Genomic DNA, 13684 nt, shown 5'->3' on the forward strand with positions numbered 1-13684 from the left:
TCTCATCAGAAGGTGTAGCCCAGGCCGACCAGCACGGTCGGTGCGCCTTTGCGCTCGACCAACGGGCTCTTGGCCGCATCGGCGAGCACGCGGTGGTAGCTGGCATTGGCCATCAGGCTCATGGAATCGCTGAGCTTGTAGCGGGCCGAAAGGCCGAGGTCGGCGCCGTAGAGGCCGGCCTTGGGGTGGAACTCCTTGAACGAGGTGGCTGCCGCCTGGGCGGCGCTCACGCCGTAGTAGGACTGCAGATAGCGCTTGTCGGCAAAACCGAGCGACACCTCGGCGCCCAGCTCCAGCGGGCCGCTGGCCAGCAAGGGCAGGCTGCTGCCAATGCTGGCCAGGGTGCCGCCATGGCCTTGCTTGCCCAGCGCCGTCTTGAGCTCGAAGTTCAAAGGCAGGCCCAGGCCGCTCCAGCTGCCAGCCACGCCCAGCTCGCCACTGGCCTTGATCTTGCCCATGCCGCGCAGGCGGTCACTGCCGCTCTGGCCCAGAAAGCCCTTGACCTTGTGGTCCTCACGGCCGGCGTCGACACCCAGGGTCAGCGCAAATTGAAAGTCAGGCTTCTCCACCGCCCAGTAGCGCAGGCCACCGAGGGTGGAGGCTTCGAAGGCGCCCTTGCGATAGCGCAGATCGGGCAGCAGCACGGCATGGCTGCGGCTTTCCTTGGCGCCGACGTACGTGGGGCTGTAGACGGCGCCGATGCCGATCAGGCCATGCAAGCCCTCGCTGGGCGACGACGACTCGGCGGCCTGCGCGCCGAGGCCGGACAAGGCCAGCACGGCGAGGGCCAGCGTGGCCTTGAGGTTGAGATGATGGTTCTTGACTGGGTTCATGGTGGGCGGAAGCTTCGCTCGGGTTGATCGGTGCCGGACCGCTGCCCCATTGGGGCTGGCCGACCGGCAGGGCGCACTGTGCGTACTTGTCGCCGTCACCGCCACCGAACTCGGCGAAGCGCAGGCCCACGCACCGCGACGGCGCAGACCTCGGGCTGAGCAGCCAAATCACCCATGACCACCGGCACAGGTCCGCGTCAGGCATGCCTGGTCGCGGACGCAAGCCCCCGTTCTCAGCCGATTAAAGTTTTGTACTACACAATAAACTCCTGTAAATTCCATATCAAAAGATAGTCAGTATTTATTAAACATGCGAACCAGCAAAACCCAGCAAGACAAAACCCGGCGCCTGCTGCTGCGCGTGGCCGTGGACCTGATGAGTCGCCAGGGCTTTGATGGCACGACCATGAAAGAGATCGCCCGTGCCGCCGAGCTCGGTGACGCCACCATCTACAAGTACTTCCCCAGCAAAGAAAAGCTGGTGCTGGCGTACTTCGAACAGCAGGCAGGCGACGCGATTGCCCTGATGCAGAAGACCCGGGGACAGCAGGACTTCAGCCTGCAGGAGCGCCTGCAGCTGCTGCTGGACAGCCTGTTGGAGCTGTTGCTGGCCGACCGCGAGTTCGTCGCCATCGCTCACCGCCTGATCCAGGGCGCGCCGCTGTTGCTGCTCAGCCAGGACTTGCCCGGCAAGGCCAAGCTTCGCCAGGCCTTTGTGGAGATGCTGGAGCAGGCGGAGGTCTCCGCTGAGATCGCGCCCTGCGGCTTCAAGAACAGCCTGGCTGGCTTGATGGCCGATGCCGTCTACGGCCTGGTGGCCTACTGGCTGCGCGACGACTCCGAGGAGTTCGGCAACACCCACCAGCTGGTCGACCTGAGCCTGGGCGTGCTGGTCCTGGCTTTGCAAAGCGGCCTGATCAACAAGCTGCTCGATCTGGGCGGCTTTGTGCTGCGCAGCCAGTTGGCCAGGCTGTTGCAACACGGGCCGGGGGGGGGATTGCTGGAACTGCTGGCCCTGACCAAGCGCGGCCTGAGTGCCGGGGTGGCAGCGCGATGAGCGGGCTCAGCAACGGCTGGCTGCTGCTGGGTGGCCTGTTGAGCGCGATCGCCGCAGCTTTGCATGTGCTGATCGTGTTGGGCGGCCCGTCCTGGTATCGCTTTTTCGGCGCCGGCGAAGACCTGGCTCGCATGAGCGCAGCGGGGAGTTGGTGGCCGGCACTCCTGACCTGCGGCATTGCCATGGTGCTGGGTTTGTGGGCGCTCTACGCCCTGGCGGCCAGTGGGCTGCTGAGCCTCCAGCTGCCGTGGCCAAAGCTGGCACTGAGCTTGATCACCGCCATCTACTGCCTGCGCGGGATCGCCATCATTCCCCTGCGCATCTTTGCCCCAGAGCACAGCACGCCCTTCCTGGTTTGGAGCTCGCTCATCTGTCTGGCGTATGGTGTGGTGCACCTGATCGGCTTGCGCCAGGTCTGGGATCAGCTGCCGTGATGGCCAAAGCCCCTCGCACCAGCCGGCTGGCCCGAAGCGCCATCGCCGGCACCGCCGTGGCGCGCGCAGGGGTGGCCCACCTGAGCCACAAACTGAAGCCTCGAGTCCCAGCGACCAGCGCCGCGGACCCTCGTGCCCAGTTGGCACAGCAGACGCATGAGGCGGAGCTCGGCCGCATCCTGTTCGGGGCGCTGAATCAGCTCAAGGGCACGGCACTGAAAGCCGCTCAGTTGCTCAGCATGGAACTGGACTTGCTGCCCGAGGCGCTGCGCCAGGAGTTGAGCCGCGCGCAGTACCAGGTCTCGCCCTTGAACCGGGCGCTGGTGATCAAGCTCTTGCGCCAGGAGTTCGGTGCCGGGCCGGAGTCCTTGTTCGCCAGCTTCGAGGCGCAGGCTTTTGCTGCGGCCAGCCTGGGCCAGGTGCATGGCGCCACGCTGCAGGACGGGCGGGCGCTGGCGGTCAAACTGCAATACCCAGGCATGGCGGCCTCGGTCCACAGCGATCTGGCACTGCTGCGCCTGCTGCTGCGCAGCGTGGGCGGGATGGGCTCAGTCACGGCGCCTCGGCCCGAGGTCTTGGACACGGTGCTGGGCAGCATCGAGCAGACCCTGATTGAGGAGCTCGACTACCGGCGCGAGGCCCAGCAGCTGGAGTGGTTCCGCGATCGCTTGCAAGACCTGCCGGACCTGGTGCTGCCGCAAACCATCAACGCCTTGTGCAGCGCCCGCGTGCTGAGCATGGAACGCCTGCCTGGCTTGCATTTGAAGGAATGGCTGGCCACCGGGCCCAGCCAGGCGGAGCGCAATCGCCACGGCCAGACCTTGTTCGACCTGTTCATGCACAGCAGCTTCCGCCTGCACAGGCTGCAGGCCGACGCTCATGCCGGCAACTATCTCTTCATGCCCGACGGACGCCTGGGTTTGCTGGACTTCGGTTGCACCCGGGAGCTGCGACCGCAGTTCAGTGTGTCGCTGGCCGCCGCCTGGTGTGCCCTGCTGAGCCAACCGTGTGACAAGCCGGCCCTGCAGAGGGCCTACGAGACGCTGGGCTTGATCACACCGGGCCTGAATGCCGCCGATTTCGGCACTCGGCTGCTGCCGGCCTTGGCGCCCGTCCTGAACTGGCAGGTCAGGCCCTTCCGTGACGCCGAGTTCGATTTCGGCCAGCACCCGCCACCACCGCGACCCAGCGCCGAGCACCAGCGCATCGCCATGAGCTATCTGCGGCAGATGGCCCCCGAGCTGCCTTTCTTCGACCGCGCCTACCTGGGCCTGCTGCAACTGCTGCGCCAGCTGGGCGCGCGGGTGCGCACCGGCAACCCATGGATCCACGGATGACCCAGACCTTGCCACCGGGCCAGCATCGGCGGCTCGACTTCCCCCGCTTCGGCCTGCTGCGTTTCGCGCAGCGCATGCCTGCCCAGGCACCGCCGCTGCGGCTGCGGGTCTGCGGCCTCGTCAGGAAAGAACTGTGGCTCGACGCGGCCGCCTGGGCCGGCCTGCAGCGCGTGACGCTGCAATGCGACTTCCACTGCGTCACCGGCTGGTCCAGCGCAGGGCTGAGCTGGAGCGGGGTGCGCATGCGCGATGTGTACCAAGCCCTGATCCAAGCGCAGGCTGAGCCGGACGATCAGGTCGCCTACGTCCTCATGAGGGGCAGCGATGGCGCTCGTGCCTGCCTGCCGCTGGCCGATCTGCTGGCCGAAGATGTGCTGCTCGCCGACCAGCTGAACGGGCAGGCCCTGGGCCTGGACCATGGGGCACCGCTGCGCCTGGTGGCGCCGGCTCACTACGGCTACAAAAGCGTCAAACATCTGGAGCGCCTGGAGTTCTGCCGCGACCTGAGCCGCTACCGAAGCAGCGCCTGGCGCTTCATGGACCATCCACGCGCACGGGTGGCGCATGAAGAACGCGGACGCTGGCTGCCCGGCTGGCTTCTGCGCTGGCTGTACCGGCCCCTGGTCACGTTCACAGTGCGGCGCTTTGCCAAGGCCGGCACGGCGGATCGCCTGGCGAAGCACGGTTGAACCCAGCTTCACAGACCGAGGCGATGCGCTCATGACATCAAACACGGACAGCGACTGGTCCGTGCTGCGTCGAGCGTCGCAGGCTCACGCCGCCGTGAGCATGGAGCCGTACAACATCAAGACGAGCGCGCCGATCAGGCAGGTGGTGTAGCCCAGGCCCACGAAAGCACTGCGCAAGGCGCGCGACCAGAATGCGCCACCGTAAACCCGGCGCTCGGCCTGCACACCGTGCCACGCCAGCGGCAGCAGCACCAGGAGCGAACCACCGCCACTGGGCATCAGCAAGGCCAGGGGCACCAGCAAGAAAACAATGCAGTGCACATGGGTGGCATAGACCAGATGGGCGATATAGCGCTGCGGCCGTCCTGGCATGGGCACCCGATAGTGGCGATGCGCCAGCTGCAAGAGGGCGGCATACAGCGGCAGCATGGCCACCAGGGCGTAGGAGCCATAACGCAGCAAACCCTCGCTCAGCACGCGAGCACGCTGGGCCTGGGGCAAGGTGCGGAAATGCGCCAGCCGCTGCAGCGCCCGCGCCTGGACCGGATGGTCCGCGTGACGCAGCAGCCAGGGCTGGAGGTGATCGACCAGGCTGAGGGTCCAATCGTGCGTCCCGGAGCTGCCGGCGGCCTGGGGCTGGGTCTGCGGCGCCGAGCGGGCCGCAGGGCTCTGGAGCAAGACCGGCTCCGAGCCGAACTTCAGGGCCGCGAACATCAGCACCGAAAGCGCGAAAAACAATCGGCCCGGGCGCACATAGTGTTTGCGCCGGCCGTTCAAGTACTCGACCGTCAGCTGGCCCGGGCGAAACACCAGCAGGAACAAGCTGCGCCAGAGCCGGCCATCCACGGCCAGCAGGCGGCCGGTGGCTTCGCCGACAAACTCCCGCAGCGTGGGCAGCTCGACCCGGGTCTCCTGGCCGCATTGGGCGCAAAAAAGCCCGCTGACCTCGGCGCCGCAGTTGCGGCAGCGGGTGAGCGGGCGGGCATCGCTGGCGGCCGCCCCCGGGCCGGCCTCGGCCGAAGGGGCGGTGCCGGGCTGCATCGCCTCCTCAGGCGGCGGCAGCGGCCGAGACCGGGGCCTCGCCCTGGTAGCCGCGCGGCACCGCGCCGAGCAGGCGGCGGGTGTACTCCTGCTGCGGCGCATCGAGCAGGGCCTGGGTCTCATTCTGCTCGACCACATCGCCGTTCTGCATCACCAGCACCTCGTCGGAGATGAACTTCACCACCGCCAGGTCATGGCTGATGAAGACATAGCTGAGACCGAACTCGTCCTGCAGATCCTTGAGCAGATTGAGCACCTGGGCCTGCACCGACACGTCCAGCGCCGACACGGCTTCGTCCAGCACCAGCACCTCGGGGTTGAGGGTCAGGCAGCGGGCGATGGCAATGCGCTGACGCTGGCCGCCCGAGAACTCGTGCGGGTACTTGTTCAGCACGGTGTCGTCCAGGCCCACCTTCTTGAGCAGGGCGCTGGCGCGGGCCAGGCGATCCTCGTGGTCCTTGCCGATCTTGTGGATCTCCATCGGTTCGACCAGGGTCTGGCCGATGGTGAAGCGCGGGTTCAGCGAGGCATACGGGTTCTGGAACACCACCTGGATGCGGCGGCGCATCTTCTGCCAGTCGTTGCCGCTCATCTTGAGCAGATCCTTGCCCTCGAACAGCACCTCGCCGCCGGTGGGCTCGTGCAAGCGCAGCAGGGTCAGGCCCATGGTGGTCTTGCCGGAGCCGGACTCGCCCACCACGCCCAGGGTGTAACCCTTGCGCAGCTTGAAGCTGACCTGCTTGACGGCCTTGAACTCCTTCTTGCTGAACAGGCCGGCCTTGAAATAGAAGCTCTTCTGCAGGCCGCGCGCTTCCAGGATGACCGGGGCGTTCGGGTCCTTGGCCTTGCCCACGGCCTGGGCGCGGACCTCGCCCTTTTGCGCGGCGATGTGGTCGTCGATGACCATCAGGCGCGCCGGGTTCTCGCTCAGCGAGGGGCGGCAGGCCAGCAAGGCCTTGGTGTAGCTGTCTTGCGGGGCGTTGAAGATCTCGGCCACCGAGGCCTTCTCGCGGATCTCGCCATGGCGCATCACCACCACCTGATCGGAGATTTCGCCCACCACGCCCAGATCGTGCGAGATGAACAAGAGGCTCATCTTGTGCGTCTCTTTGAGCTTGGCCATCAGCTCCATGACCTGGCGCTGGATGGTCACGTCCAGGGCCGTGGTCGGCTCGTCGGCGATCAAGAGCTTGGGGCTGCAGGCCAGGGCCACGGCAATCATCACGCGCTGCTGCTGGCCGCCGGACATCTCGTGCGGGTAGGCCTTCAGGCGGCGCTTGGGCTCGGGGATGCCCACTTCATTGAGCAGCTCCTCGGCGCGTGCCAGGGCCTGCTTCTTGCTCATGCCCATGTGCTTGATCAGGGGCTCCATGATCTGGTCGGCCACGGTGAAAACCGGGTTCAGCGAGGTCATGGGGTCCTGGAACACGCAGGCGATGTCGCGGCCGCGGATGGCTTGCAGCTCGGGCAGCGAGGTCTGCAGCAGGTCACGGCCCTGGAACAGGATCTTGCCCTGACGCTCGGCATTGCTGGGCAGCAGGTTGAGGATGGACATGGCCGTCACCGACTTGCCCGAGCCCGACTCGCCCACCAGGGCCACGGTCGAGTTCTCGGGAATGTCGAAGCTGATGCCCTTGACGGCCAGCGCGCGTTGCATCTGGCCGTTCACCTTGCCCATGCGGAAGGCGACCTTGAGGTCTTGAATGCTCAGCAACATAAATGCTTTCATGGAGGATCGGTGTTCACTTCGTTCACACCGACCGACAAATACCTAACAGCTACAGTCACTTGGGGTCGGAGCTTGCCGAGTACGGCAAGGTCCAACCCACAATTACTCTAGCCCTCGCAACTTCGGATCCAGCGCATCGCGCAAGGCATCGGTGAACAGCGCGAAGGCCGTCACGAACACCGCCATCAGGGCGGTCACCGCCGCCAGCTGCCACCAGTAGCCGAGGATCAGCTCGCTCTGCGATTCGCTCAGCATGGTGCCCCAGGAGACCTGGTCCACGCCCACACCCAGGCCCAGATAGGACAGGATGACCTCGCTCTTGATGAAGCTCACCACATGCAGGCTCAGCTGCACCAGGGCCACGTGCGAGACATTGGGCAGGATGTGCTTGAACATGCGCGAGTAGCGCGAGGCGCCGATGGCCTCGGCCGAGCGCACGTACTCGCGCACCGAGTGCTTCATGAACTCGGCGCGGATCAGGCGGTAGATGCCGGGCCAGCCGGCCAGGCCCAGAATCATCACCACCGACATCACGCCCTTGCCGAAGATCACGGCGAAGGCAAAGATCAGCAGGATGCTGGGGATGGCGGTGAAGACGTTGTAGAGCCACTCGAGGAAGTCGCCGATCTTGCCGCCGAAGAAGCCCGAGATCGCGCCCAGCACGGTGCCAATGATGGTGGCCACCACGGCCGCCAGCACGCCCACCAGGATGGACACTTCCGCGCCCTTGATCACCTTGGCCAGCACATCGCGGCCCAGGCGGTCGCCGCCCAGGGGCAGGGTCTCGGCCTTGACCACCTCTTCGGTCTTGAACTGGCTGGCGCGCTCTTCCCATTCCTTGTACTTGGGCGCCAGGGGGTCGATGTCGCTGAGGTCGACATTGGGGCCCTTGGGCTGGGCGATCACGCCAGTGGCTTCGGCCGGGGCCGGGCCCATGAAGGTCGGCGGCGCATTGGGCACGCCCACTTCCTTCTGCCAGTTCTTGGCCAGCAAGCCGCTGGCCGAGGCGATCACCATCAAGAGGAAGACCGCGACGATGGCCATGGAGACCATGCCCACCTTGTCAGCCTTCAGGCGGCGCCAGGAAGCGGCCCACACGCCTTCAGATTTCTGCGCCTTGTTGTTGCCGGATGCGGCGGGGGTCGGAGAAGACATCACTGCACTCATTTCAGCACCACGCGCGGGTCGACCAGCTTGTACAGCACGTCGGTGATCAGGTTCACCACCATGGTCAGGAAGGCGATGTAGATGGCAAAGGCCTGGATGACCGGGTAGTCGCTGCGGTTCACGGCCAGCAGGATCTCGCGGCCCAGCCCCGGGATGGAGAAGAACACCTCGAGCAGGAAGCTGCCGACGAACACGCCCGGCAGGGCCACCGAGATGTTGGTCATGATGGGGATCATGGCGTTGCGCAGCACATGCTTGAGCAGGATGGTGCGCTCGGTCATGCCCTTGGCGCGCGCGGTGCGCACATAGTCATGGCCGATCTCGTCGAGGAAGAAGGTGCGATAGAGGCGGGTGTAGGGCGCAATCGCCACCGCCACGGCCACCATGATGGGCAGGGGCGCGTAGGTGGTGAGGTTGGTCCAGACGCTGTCGGTCCAGCCCTGCACCGGGAACCAGCCCAGGCGGAAGGCGAACACATACTGGCCCACGATCACGTAAACCAGCAGCGAGATCGACACCGCCACCGTGCTCAGGATCATGACCGTGCGGTCGGTCAGGCTGCCGCGCACGGCGGCCACGGCCAGGGCGAAGGGAATGGCCAGCGAGACTTCCAGGATCAGGATGGGCAGCATCACCGTCAGCGTGGCCGGCAGGCGGCTGCTGAAGAGATTGGCCACCGATTCATTGGTCGCCCAGCTCTTGCCCCAGTCGAAGGTGACGATCTGCTTGATGAAGATCCAGAGCTGCTCCCAGACCGGCTTGTTCAGGCCCAGCTGTTCGCGGATCGCGTCGATCTGCTCGGGGCTGGCGTTGAGGCCACCCATGATTTCAGCGGGATCGCCGCCAAAGTACTTGAAGAGAAAGAACACCAGCAGCACGACGCCGAGCAGAGTCGGAATCATTTGCCACAAGCGCCTGAGCAGGTATGCCGCCATTGCTGTCGGGCTCCAGTTAACGCGTCGTCGGTTGGACAAAAGAAACCCCGCACGCGGGTGGCGGACGGGGTTTGCGGGAAAAGTTGCGCGAGTCTAAGCGAAGCCAGGGCCGGTTTTCACGGCATTTGCCCTGAGCGCCCCATGGATTGGGGCTTTTGCTGGTCAGCCGTCTCAGGGCGCGCGCGCACAGCGCCCGCGGGAGCTGGGCGAAAATTGCAGCAACTGATGCACGATCTGCATGACCCCGCTGTGACGCCGGATCGCCCACAGGCCCTAGACTCCGCAACTTTGCGCGCGCCCTCGTCTGTCACCCTGCCCGATCCCGGCATGCGACGCGCCCGACGATGCCCCCTGGGCGCTCTGGGTGATCCCCTGGCGCCCCGAGACCTTTACTGAGCATGACCATGAGCCACCTGCCACGCCCGACCTTCTCGCCCCTGGCCCGCCCCGCCGCCGTCCGTCGCGCCCTGATCGGCCTGAGCCTGGCCATGGCCGGTGCCACCGGCCTGCCCGTCTGGGCCGCCCCAGATGCCGGCGCCGCTGAAGGCAAAGCGGCAGCCACACCCAAGGTGCTGCGCTACGCCTTCCGCATCGCCGAAACCGGCTTCGATCCGGCCCAGATCAGCGACACCTATTCCAAGACCGTGGCCGCCGGCATCTTCGATGCGCCCCTGAAGTTCGAGTACCTGGCCAAACCGGCCAAGCTGGTGCCCAACACCGTGGTGGCCATGCCCGAGATCTCGGCCGACTTCAAGACCCTGACTTTTGAAGTGAAGCCCGGCATCTACTTCAACGATGACCCGGCCTTCAAGGGGGCCAAGCGCGAGCTGACCGCGGCCGACTACATCTACTCCATCAAGCGCCACTACGACCCGCAGTGGAAGAGCCCCAATCTCTACTTGCTGGAGAACGTCAAGATCCTCGGCCTCTCGGAGCTTCGCAAGGAGCTGATGGCGGCCAAGAAGCCCTTTGACTACGAGCGCCCGGTCGAAGGCCTGCAGCAGCTCAGCCGCTACAAGTTCCAGATCAAGCTGGGCGTGGGCGACCCGCGCTTCATCAACCAGTTCGCTGACAGCGGCTTCCTCGGCGCCGTGGCGCGAGAGGTGGTCGAGGCCTATGCAGACAAGATCATGGAGCACCCGGTGGGCACGGGCGCCTGGCGCCTGGCCGAGTGGCGCCGCAGCTCGCGCATCGTGCTCGAGAAGAACCCCAACTACCGCGAAGAGTTCTACCAGGAGCAGCCGCCGGCCGACAAGCCCGAGCTGGCCGCGCAAGTGCGTGCCTTGCAGGGCCGACGCCTGCCCATGATCGACCGGGTGGAGATCGCCATCATCGAAGAGAACCAGCCGCGCTGGTTGTCCTTCCTCGGCAATGAGGCCGAGCTCCTGCCCGAGCTGCCCTTCGAGTTCGCAGGCATCGCCATCCCCAACAACAAGCTCGCGCCCAATCTGGCCAAGAAGGGCGTGCAGATGACGCGCTTCGTCTACCCCGAGATCGCGTTTTCCTATTTCAATATGGAAGACCCGGTGGTGGGTGGCTACACGCCCGAGAAGATCGCGCTGCGCCGCGCCATCTCCCTGGGCATGGATGTCAACAAGCAGATCCGCATCGCGCGCCGCGGCCAGGGCATTCCGGCCCAGGGCCCGTCCATCCCGGGCGTGTTCGGCTATGACCCGAGCTTCAAGTCCGAGATGAGCGAGTACAACCTGGCCAAGGCCAAGGCCTTGCTCGACCTCTACGGCTACACCGACAAGGACGGCGACGGCTGGCGCGACATGCCCGATGGCTCGCCCCTGCGCATCGAGTACGCCACCCAGCCCGACGGCACCAGCCGCCAGCTGGTCGAGCTCTGGAACAAGGGCATGGACGCGCTGCACATCAAGATGACGTTCAAGACCGCCAAATGGCCCGAGAACCTCAAATCGGCCAACTCGGCCAAGCTGCAGATGTGGGGCGTCAGCTGGGTCGCCTCGACCCCGGACAACGACACCTTCCTGGCGCTCGGCGACGGCCGCGCCAAGGGCAAGGCCAACAAGGCGCGCTTCGATCTGCCAGCCTTCAACGAGCTCTACCAGAAGCAGAAGGCCCTGCCGGACGGCCCCGAGCGCCAGGCCGTGATGCGCGAGGCCCAGCGCCTGCTGATCGCCTACATGCCCTACAAGATGGACATCCACCGCATCTTCACCGACCTGGCCCAACCCTGGGTAATCGGCTACGAACGCAATGTCTTCGTCCGCACCTTCTGGAACTATGTGGACATCGATCTGGATCGTTTCCAGCGCGAGAACAAGTAAGCCAGGGAATGCGCCCGGGACCGAGGCCCGGCCCGCCGCCTTGGGGTTCGACTGCATGGTCGCCCCCAGCTATTGGCACTAGACTCCCGCCCAGACCAGGACGATGAAGCGACTTGCTGTTTCGCTTCATCGTTCACCCCACCGAACGCGCCGCGGCCACAAGCTTGCCGGCGCGTTTGTTTGCCGAAGACGCGTTCGCATCGCGCCGCGCTGGGTGACATATGCGGGATTCTGGGCACACCGGTTGAGACCGGCCAGCCCCGAGACCCGCGCGTCGCCGCAGGCGGTCGATTCCAAGAGACGACACCGGCGAGGACTGAGGAGACGCGAATGTTGTGGAAACGCCTGCCCGCGAGTACGCGGCGGCTTGTGCAGGCCCTGGCCGCCGGCCTGCTCGGATGCAGTGCCGCACTGGCCGCGCCCGAGACGGGACCGGCCCATGTGCTGCGCATGGCCTTCCCGATCGCCGAGACCAGCCTGGACCCGGCCCAGATCAACGACGAGTACTCCAGCGAGATCGTCTCCAACATCTTCGAGTCGCCCCTGGTCTACGACTACCTGGCCCGGCCGGTTCAACTCAAGCCGCTGACGGCCGCCGCCCTGCCCGAGGTCAGCGCCGATTTCAAGCAGTTCACCCTGCGCATCAAGCCCGGCATCCATTTCGCGGCCGACCCGGCTTTCAAAGGCCTGAAACCGGGTGAAAAGCGCGAACTGGTGGCGGCCGACTATGCCTATGCCCTGAAGCGCCATTTCGACCCACGCCTGCGCAGCCCGCATTTCGCCAACCTGGAAAGTGAGCAAATCCTGGGTCTGGCGGCCCTGCGCGAGCGCAGCGTCAAGAGCGGCAAGCCCTTCGACTACGACGCCCCGGTCGAGGGCCTGCAAACACCGGACCGCTACACCCTGGTCATCAAGCTGGGCCGGCCCAGCCCGCGCTTCGCCCACCGCCTGGCCCAGCCCATGAGCCTGGCCCTGGCGCGCGAGGTGGTGGAAGCCTACGGCGACAACATCGGTGAGCACCCGGTGGGCACCGGGCCCTTTGTGCTCAAGGACTGGCGGCGCGCCTCGCGCCTGGTGCTGGAGCGCAACCCGGGCTTCCGCGAGGCCTATTTCGACGAGAGCCCGGCGCCCGATGACGCCGCCGCCCAGGCCGTGGCGCGTGAGCTCAAGGGCCGGCGCCTGCCCCTGGTGGACCGGGTCGAGCTGTCCATCGTCACCGAGAACCAGCCACGCTGGCTGGCCTACCTGGGGGGCGATTTCGACTTCCTGGTCGTGCCGAATGAGTACGCAGCCTTGGCCGCTCCGGGAGGCCAACTGGCCCCGCACCTGGCCAAGCGGGGCATGCGCCTGCACCGCAATCTGCTCTCCGATGTGATCTTCAGTTACTTCAATATGGAGGATCCGGTCGTGGGCGGCTACACGCCGGAGAAAGTGGCGCTGCGCCGCGCCATCGGCCTGGGCTACGACAACGAAGAGGAAATCCGCTCGGTGCGGCGCGGCCAGGCGATTCCGGCGCAGAGCATCGTCACGCCCAACACCTTCGGCTACCAGGCGCAGTTCAAGACCGAGATGAGCGAGTACAAGCTGGCCAAGGCCCGGGCCCTGCTCGATCTCTACGGCTACACCGACAAGGACGGCGACGGCTGGCGCGACCTGCCCGACGGCAGCCCGCTGCGCCTGGAGTACCACACCCAGCCCGACAGCAACTCGCGCGCATTCAACGAGCTCTGGCGCAAGCACATGGCCGCGCTGCAGATCCAGATCGAGTTCAAGGTCGCCAACTGGCCCGACCATATGAAAGCCGCCCGGGCCGGCCGCCTCATGATCTGGATGTTGAGCTGGACGGCCGATATGCCGGACGCCGACTCCCTGCTGGCCACCGCCTACGGCCCGGCCAAGGGCGAAGACAACCTCAGCCGCTTCAGCCTGCCCGAGTACGACCGCCTGGTGCAGCGCAGCCAGAGCATGGCCGACGGCCCGGAGCGCCAGGCGGTCATCCAGGAAGCCGAGCGCCTGCTGACCGCCTACATGCCGATGAAGGCCCATGTACACCGCATCCGCCTTCGCCTGGCCCAGCCCTGGCTGAAGGGCTATCTGCCCCATCCTTTCCTGCAAGGCTTCTGGCGCTTCCTGGACAGCCAGCCGCCGGCCGGCAAGAAGTCCTGAAA

The 13684-nt window shown here is 66.0% G+C and carries 11 protein-coding genes; 6 read left to right on the forward strand and 5 right to left on the reverse strand.

From position 1 onward, the window contains the following. Nucleotides 1-5: 5 nt before the first annotated feature. Nucleotides 6-833, reverse strand: coding sequence for a MipA/OmpV family protein (locus C1O66_RS15205; RefSeq protein WP_102768655.1), 828 nt, complete (start codon nucleotides 831-833; stop codon nucleotides 6-8). Nucleotides 834-1143: 310 nt separating this feature from the next. On the opposite strand from C1O66_RS15205, the gene C1O66_RS15210 reads away from it, so the two are divergent. The 4 genes from C1O66_RS15210 to C1O66_RS15225 are packed head-to-tail and all read left to right on the forward strand — an operon-like array spanning nucleotide 1144 to nucleotide 4350. After that, the gene (locus tag C1O66_RS15210; protein WP_102768656.1) at nucleotides 1144-1890 is read left to right on the forward strand and encodes a TetR/AcrR family transcriptional regulator; all 747 of its coding nucleotides are present in this window, start codon (nucleotides 1144-1146) and stop codon (nucleotides 1888-1890) included. Then, a complete protein-coding gene (locus tag C1O66_RS15215; RefSeq protein WP_102768657.1) occupies nucleotides 1887-2324 on the forward strand; it encodes a hypothetical protein in 438 nt (145 codons plus the stop codon). The genes C1O66_RS15210 and C1O66_RS15215 overlap by 4 nt, the downstream gene beginning before the upstream one ends. After that, nucleotides 2324-3661 (forward strand): ABC1 kinase family protein, encoded by a 1338-nt coding sequence (locus tag C1O66_RS15220; RefSeq protein WP_102768658.1) that lies wholly within the window; start codon nucleotides 2324-2326, stop codon nucleotides 3659-3661. The genes C1O66_RS15215 and C1O66_RS15220 overlap by 1 nt, the downstream gene beginning before the upstream one ends. Beyond that, the gene (locus tag C1O66_RS15225; RefSeq protein WP_207795961.1) at nucleotides 3658-4350 is read left to right on the forward strand and encodes a molybdopterin-dependent oxidoreductase; all 693 of its coding nucleotides are present in this window, start codon (nucleotides 3658-3660) and stop codon (nucleotides 4348-4350) included. Before C1O66_RS15220 ends, C1O66_RS15225 begins: the two co-directional genes overlap by 4 nt. Nucleotides 4351-4434: 84 nt before the next feature. Here C1O66_RS15225 and C1O66_RS15230 read toward each other — a convergent pair whose 3' ends face one another. The 4 genes from C1O66_RS15230 to C1O66_RS15245 all read right to left on the reverse strand — a co-directional run bounded on the left by C1O66_RS15230 (nucleotide 4435) and on the right by C1O66_RS15245 (nucleotide 9222). Next, a complete protein-coding gene (locus C1O66_RS15230) occupies nucleotides 4435-5391 on the reverse strand; it encodes a DUF3667 domain-containing protein (protein WP_102768660.1) in 957 nt (318 codons plus the stop codon). Between the two features lie 7 nt (nucleotides 5392-5398). After that, nucleotides 5399-7120: an ABC transporter ATP-binding protein gene (locus C1O66_RS15235; RefSeq protein ID WP_102768661.1), complete on the reverse strand. Its 1722-nt coding sequence runs from the start codon at nucleotides 7118-7120 to the stop codon at nucleotides 5399-5401. A 102-nt stretch (nucleotides 7121-7222) separates the two neighbouring features. Then, nucleotides 7223-8275, reverse strand: a complete 1053-nt coding sequence (locus tag C1O66_RS15240; protein WP_102768662.1) for an ABC transporter permease — start codon at nucleotides 8273-8275, stop codon at nucleotides 7223-7225. A gap of 8 nt (nucleotides 8276-8283) precedes the next feature. After that, nucleotides 8284-9222, reverse strand: a complete 939-nt coding sequence (locus C1O66_RS15245; protein ID WP_102768663.1) for an ABC transporter permease — start codon at nucleotides 9220-9222, stop codon at nucleotides 8284-8286. A 404-nt stretch (nucleotides 9223-9626) separates the two neighbouring features. Here C1O66_RS15245 and C1O66_RS15250 point away from each other — a divergent pair, with 404 nt between their 5' ends. Next, nucleotides 9627-11516, forward strand: coding sequence for an ABC transporter substrate-binding protein (locus tag C1O66_RS15250; protein WP_243392813.1), 1890 nt, complete (start codon nucleotides 9627-9629; stop codon nucleotides 11514-11516). 330 nt (nucleotides 11517-11846) lie between these two features. Then, entirely contained in the window at nucleotides 11847-13682 is a 1836-nt protein-coding gene (locus C1O66_RS15255; protein WP_102768664.1) for an ABC transporter substrate-binding protein, read from the forward strand. The last annotated feature ends 2 nt before the right edge of the window (nucleotides 13683-13684 follow it).

Source organism: Paucibacter aquatile, from assembly GCF_002885975.1.
Classification (GTDB): domain Bacteria; phylum Pseudomonadota; class Gammaproteobacteria; order Burkholderiales; family Burkholderiaceae_C; genus Paucibacter_A; species Paucibacter_A aquatilis.

Excerpts from the sequence above, each read along its gene's own strand:
- C1O66_RS15240 (WP_102768662.1), bottom strand. The coding sequence starts at position 8,275 with ATGTCTTCTCCGACCCCCGCCGCATCCGGCAACAACAAGGCGCAGAAA.
- C1O66_RS15235 (WP_102768661.1), bottom strand. The coding sequence starts at position 7,120 with ATGAAAGCATTTATGTTGCTGAGCATTCAAGACCTCAAGGTCGCCTTC.
- C1O66_RS15225 (WP_207795961.1), top strand. The coding sequence starts at position 3,658 with ATGACCCAGACCTTGCCACCGGGCCAGCATCGGCGGCTCGACTTCCCC.
- C1O66_RS15245 (WP_102768663.1), bottom strand. The coding sequence starts at position 9,222 with ATGGCGGCATACCTGCTCAGGCGCTTGTGGCAAATGATTCCGACTCTG.
- C1O66_RS15230 (WP_102768660.1), bottom strand. The coding sequence starts at position 5,391 with ATGCAGCCCGGCACCGCCCCTTCGGCCGAGGCCGGCCCGGGGGCGGCC.
- C1O66_RS15250 (WP_243392813.1), top strand. The coding sequence starts at position 9,627 with ATGAGCCACCTGCCACGCCCGACCTTCTCGCCCCTGGCCCGCCCCGCC.
- C1O66_RS15220 (WP_102768658.1), top strand. The coding sequence starts at position 2,324 with ATGGCCAAAGCCCCTCGCACCAGCCGGCTGGCCCGAAGCGCCATCGCC.
- C1O66_RS15210 (WP_102768656.1), top strand. The coding sequence starts at position 1,144 with ATGCGAACCAGCAAAACCCAGCAAGACAAAACCCGGCGCCTGCTGCTG.
- C1O66_RS15255 (WP_102768664.1), top strand. The coding sequence starts at position 11,847 with ATGTTGTGGAAACGCCTGCCCGCGAGTACGCGGCGGCTTGTGCAGGCC.
- C1O66_RS15215 (WP_102768657.1), top strand. The coding sequence starts at position 1,887 with ATGAGCGGGCTCAGCAACGGCTGGCTGCTGCTGGGTGGCCTGTTGAGC.
- C1O66_RS15205 (WP_102768655.1), bottom strand. The coding sequence starts at position 833 with ATGAACCCAGTCAAGAACCATCATCTCAACCTCAAGGCCACGCTGGCC.